This is a genomic window from Sandaracinobacter sp. (genome assembly GCF_041909755.1).
Taxonomy (GTDB): Bacteria; Pseudomonadota; Alphaproteobacteria; order Sphingomonadales; family Sphingomonadaceae; genus Sandaracinobacteroides.
In genome coordinates, this window is sequence record NZ_JAYRCW010000136.1 from 1 (window position 1) to 4,464 (window position 4,464).

2 protein-coding genes and 1 pseudogene are annotated in these 4,464 nt (G+C 68.3%); all 3 read right to left on the reverse strand.

Going from position 1 to position 4,464, the window contains the following annotated elements:
• Nucleotides 1–1,098: pseudogene (locus ACE3O8_RS12905) on the reverse strand (hypothetical protein); the annotation flags it as partial.
• A gap of 258 nt (nucleotides 1,099–1,356) precedes the next feature.
• On the reverse strand, nucleotides 1,357–2,217 hold the full coding sequence (locus tag ACE3O8_RS12910; protein ID WP_374390374.1) for a hypothetical protein: 861 nt from the start codon (nucleotides 2,215–2,217) through the stop codon (nucleotides 1,357–1,359).
• Between the two features lie 561 nt (nucleotides 2,218–2,778).
• Nucleotides 2,779–4,464 (reverse strand): copper-translocating P-type ATPase (locus ACE3O8_RS12915; RefSeq protein WP_374390376.1); only part of this gene is annotated, 1,686 nt, incomplete at its 5' end.

The following is a 4,464-nucleotide window of genomic DNA, read 5'->3' on the forward strand; positions in this document are numbered from 1 at the left end:
CAGCGCCGGCGGGGTCAGCCCCGAAACTTCAAGCGAAATGGCGGCGCCGGCCGCCAGCGTCGCGCCGGCCGCGCCACCCTGCCCACCGCTGCCGGCATCCAGAGTGACAGACGCGGCTGTCAGGGTGCCGGGAGGCGCCACCACGCCGCCGCTGTCGCCGCCGCGCCCGCCATTGGCGGCGGCGACGATGCCGGTGGTGCGGCCGGTGAGCAGACCACCGGCCAGGGTGACGCTTGCGGTTCCGGCCGCTGCGCCGCTGCCGCCCTTGCCGCTGGTCACCTGCTTCAACAGGTCGCCGCCGACGGCGATATCGCCGCCACCACCGCCGGCCCCGCCGGACGCGTCCACATAGACGCCGGCCGCGTCCGCAATGATCGTTCCCGAGACCGTGGCCGATGCCGTCGATCCCATCGCCCCGTTGCCGCCGGTGCTGCCGAAAATGCCCGCGATGCCCGAGGTGGCCGTCCCTGCGCCCGCTCCGCCCGCGCCCCCGCGCGCCATGACCCCGATGCCGATCCCGGGCTGGCTGACCGAGCGCATGTCGATGCTGCCCAAAAAGGTGAAAGCAGCCCCCGCGGCAGCCCCGCCCGCCCCGCCGGGCCCGCCCTCGGTCTCCGATGCGCCCGCCCCGCCGAAGCCGCCCACGCCTCCCGCGCCGCCGTTCGAGCTTGCGAGAAGGCCGAAGGCAAGCCCGGGACCGGTCACGAAGGAGGCGCCCAACACCGTCACGTCGGTGAGGCTCGCGGTCACCGTCCCCGCAGCGCCGCCCGACTGGGCCGGATAGCCATCCTCGTTGGCACCGCCCTCGACTCCGTCGCAGCCGAGCGTACCCGTCGCATCCAGCAACAGCGGGCTGGCCGTTCCGACCGTGACTCCGGCGAGCGTGCTGTCGATCGGCGCCTGCGCGGGCGGGGGGCTGGGCGCCGTGCTGGCACAGGTCGCGCGGACAGCCGTCGGTTCGACAAGAATGCCCGCTGCCGACAGGGCAACGCCCGCCAGCAAGGCCCTGCGCAGCAGCACGGTCCGCCCCGGGTGCCCCGAGCCCATCATCGACGAGCCGGCGCACGCCGCCTGCGTCACCAGCCGAGCCCGATCCATTGCCCCGTCCATCGCCTCTTCCCTCTCGTCGATCCCGCCGGGGCTGCTTCGCGCCGGATCGGCTCGGGAGCCGTCGCGCCCTGGAATCCATGAAGCCCCGGATCCGCCGAAAGCCCGACGGACGCGCCTAGGTTATCGTTCCATGGCGGCCACGCGCAGATGCATCGGCGCATCGTTTCGATGCATCGGCGGTGATTGGCGGTGCACGAGCCGGCGAAAGCGCCGGCCGATGAGCGGGCGCAGGACCAGGGTCAGAACCTAGGTCGGGATATGCGACAGCGACATGGACGTGTCGGGCGGCATGCGCATCATCAGCTCGCCGCCCATGGCGAAGGCGGCCGGGCCGATATCCTTCAAAAGGTGTGCGCGCACGTCCGGCGGCACCGCGCCGTCGGGCGCGAGTCCGGCATGTTGCGCGAACTCGGCGAAGCGCGCCTCGTCCGCCGCACGATCCTGCGTCAGATCGGCCAGCCGTTCGGAGATGAAGGGCGTGGCAAAGGGTGTGTGGAGGGCGTCGTGCGCGGAATAGAGCATGATCCCCTCGTAGCGAGTGACCTTGCCGCCATTGCTGCCGTTCACGATCCCGAACACCGGCAGACCAGTCGAAACCTCGCGCCCGGAAATGAAGATCTGGCTGTGCAGCGTCAGATAATGCGCGATCACGGCGACACTGCCGATGCAGCGTGTCCAGGTGATCAGCCCTTCGGGCTCCATCCGCGTGAGGCAGTAATCGTAGAGGAACTTGCCGGGGACGTCGGAGAACGGCCGGGTATTGCGGAAAATGCCTTCATAGGCCGGGCCGCGACGCGCTGTCGTCAGGCGAAGTTCCGGGCCGAGATCGGCAATCGGCCCGAAGCGCAGCGGCTGCGTCGCCGGTTCCAGCCGCATCGGGGGCGCTGCCATCTCGGTGCTGGTCAGTTGCGGCGGCGCCGCCGGAAGCCGCTGCCCGACCCCCAGCCGCTCGGCTATCACGGGGAGCGGCTGTTCCCAGTCGAGCATCGAAAAGCCGGCGCTGCGCGCTGCGACCAGCGCCGTCAGCCGCGCCAGATTCTGGGCCGACGGCATGGTGACGCCCGTCGCCCACCGCCCGACCAGCGACTTGTCCACCCGCAACTGCATGGCAACGTCGGCACGGGTGAGGGAGAGCGCCTTCAGAATGAGGCCGAGCTTTTCGTGGAACTTGTCTGTGATCTCTGGCCCCCGTCTCCATCCCGCATGATCGCAGACGCCGATCGGGTCAGATTATGCAGTTCGATGCATTTCGATGCAATCGCTTGGGCACGAGACTGCGACAACGATGATATCAAACCAAAGATTTAAACAATTCAATGTGATGGCAGCACATGCGACACCAGGAGGGCCATGAAAAGTGCCGTTCCTGTTTCTTGGGGAGCGAGAACAGGGAAACCTGGCGCTGTTCGATCCGGCGATCGACAAGAACTTGGCGGCAGCCCTGTCACCCCCATTCGCATGGACAATGTGGTAAATGGCGGATCAGCTTGGGCACATTCCACCGGCAATGGCAGCATGCAGCCCCCCGAGCCTGAGACCGGTAAGGCGGCATTCGGCTACCATTTTCGCCTCTGGCCTGCAATTGAACCAATGGCCGTTTTCGGCGAGCCAACTCGGGCTGCTGAACGTCAGCTATTTTGGCGATGCCTGCAACTCAGCGCTTGTTGTTCAATTCAGATTGGCGCTCCGCAAACGCAGAGCGTTGCCAACAACCGTCACCGATGACAACGCCATCGCGGCTGCAGCGATAACCGGAGACAGTAGCAGGCCAAGCGTAGGATAGAGGATGCCGGCCGCGATCGGCACGCCCGCCGCGTTGTAGATGAAGGCAAAGAACAGGTTCTGCTGGATGTTGCGCATGGTGGCGTGGCTCAGCGCCCGCGCCTTCACGATTCCGCCAAGATCCCCGCCGATCAGGGTGACGCCCGCGCTTTCGATGGCGACATCGGTGCCGCCGCCCATGGCAATCCCCACGTCCGCAGCGGCCATCGCGGGCGCATCGTTCACGCCGTCGCCGGCCATTGCCACCACCTTGCCCTCGCGTTTCAGCCGCTCCACCACGGCCTGCTTGTCGGCGGGCAGCACATCGGCTTCGAAATGCGCGATCCTCAGCCGGCGGGCGATGGCCTCTGCCGTCACCTTGTTGTCCCCGGTCAGCATGATCACATCCAGGCCCTGGCCGCGCAGCGCCGCCAATGCGGTCGCCGTGCTCGCCTTTACCTGATCGGCGATGGCGATGCTGCCAGCAGGCCGGCCATCCACCGCCACCAGCACGGCCGTTGCACCCTCGCGGCGGGCCTTGTCGGCGGCCTCCGTCAGGGCGCCCGTGTCGACGCCATGCTCGGCCAGCCACGCGGCCTTTCCGATCATCACCTGCCGTCCGCCGACCCTGCCGGTCACGCCCTTGCCCGAAGGCGCGTCGAATTCCGTGACTTCCTCCACCAGCAGGTTGCGCGCGGCTGCTTCGGCAACAATGGCTGCCGCGAGCGGATGCTGGCTCGGCCGTTCCAGCGAAGCCGCCAGCGCCAGCAGCCCCTTTTCGTCGAACCCCGGAGCCGGGGTAACGGCAGCGACGCGCGGTTTGCCCTCGGTCAGCGTGCCGGTCTTGTCGACGAGCAGCGTGTCCACCTTCTCCAGCCGCTCCAGCGCCTCGGCGTTCTTGATGAGCACGCCTGCCTGCGCGCCGCGCCCGACGCCCACCATGATCGACATGGGAGTCGCCAGCCCCAGCGCGCACGGGCAGGCGATGATAAGGACGGAAACCGCGACCACGAACGCATAGCTGAGGCGCGGCTCGGGGCCGATCAGCGCCCATGCCGCGAATGCCACGACCGCCACCCGGATCACCGCCGGCACGAACCAGCCCGAAACCCTGTCGGCCAGCTTCTGGATCGGCGCGCGGCTGCGCTGCGCCGAGGCAACCATGGCGACGATCTGCGACAGCATGGTGTCGCGGCCGACCTTTTCGGCCACCATGGTGAAGGCGCCGGTCTGGTTCAGGGTGCCGGCGATCAGCCTGTCGCCCGCCTGCTTCGAAACGGGCAGCGATTCCCCCGTCACCATCGATTCATCAAGAGTCGAATGGCCCGCGCTCAACCGCCCATCAACGGGCACCGCCTCTCCAGGGCGCACGCGCAGCAAGTCTCCGGCCATGACTTCGTCGAGCGGAACTTCCCGGTCGCTGCCGTCGGCCGCCACCCGTCGCGCCGTTTTGGGCGCCAGATCGAGCAGGGCGCGGATGGCCCCGCCGGTTGCCTCGCGGGCGCGCAGTTCCAGCATCTGCCCCAGCAGCACCAGCACCACGATCACCGCCGCCGGTTCGAAATAGACCGGAACCGAGCCGTCCATGTTCCG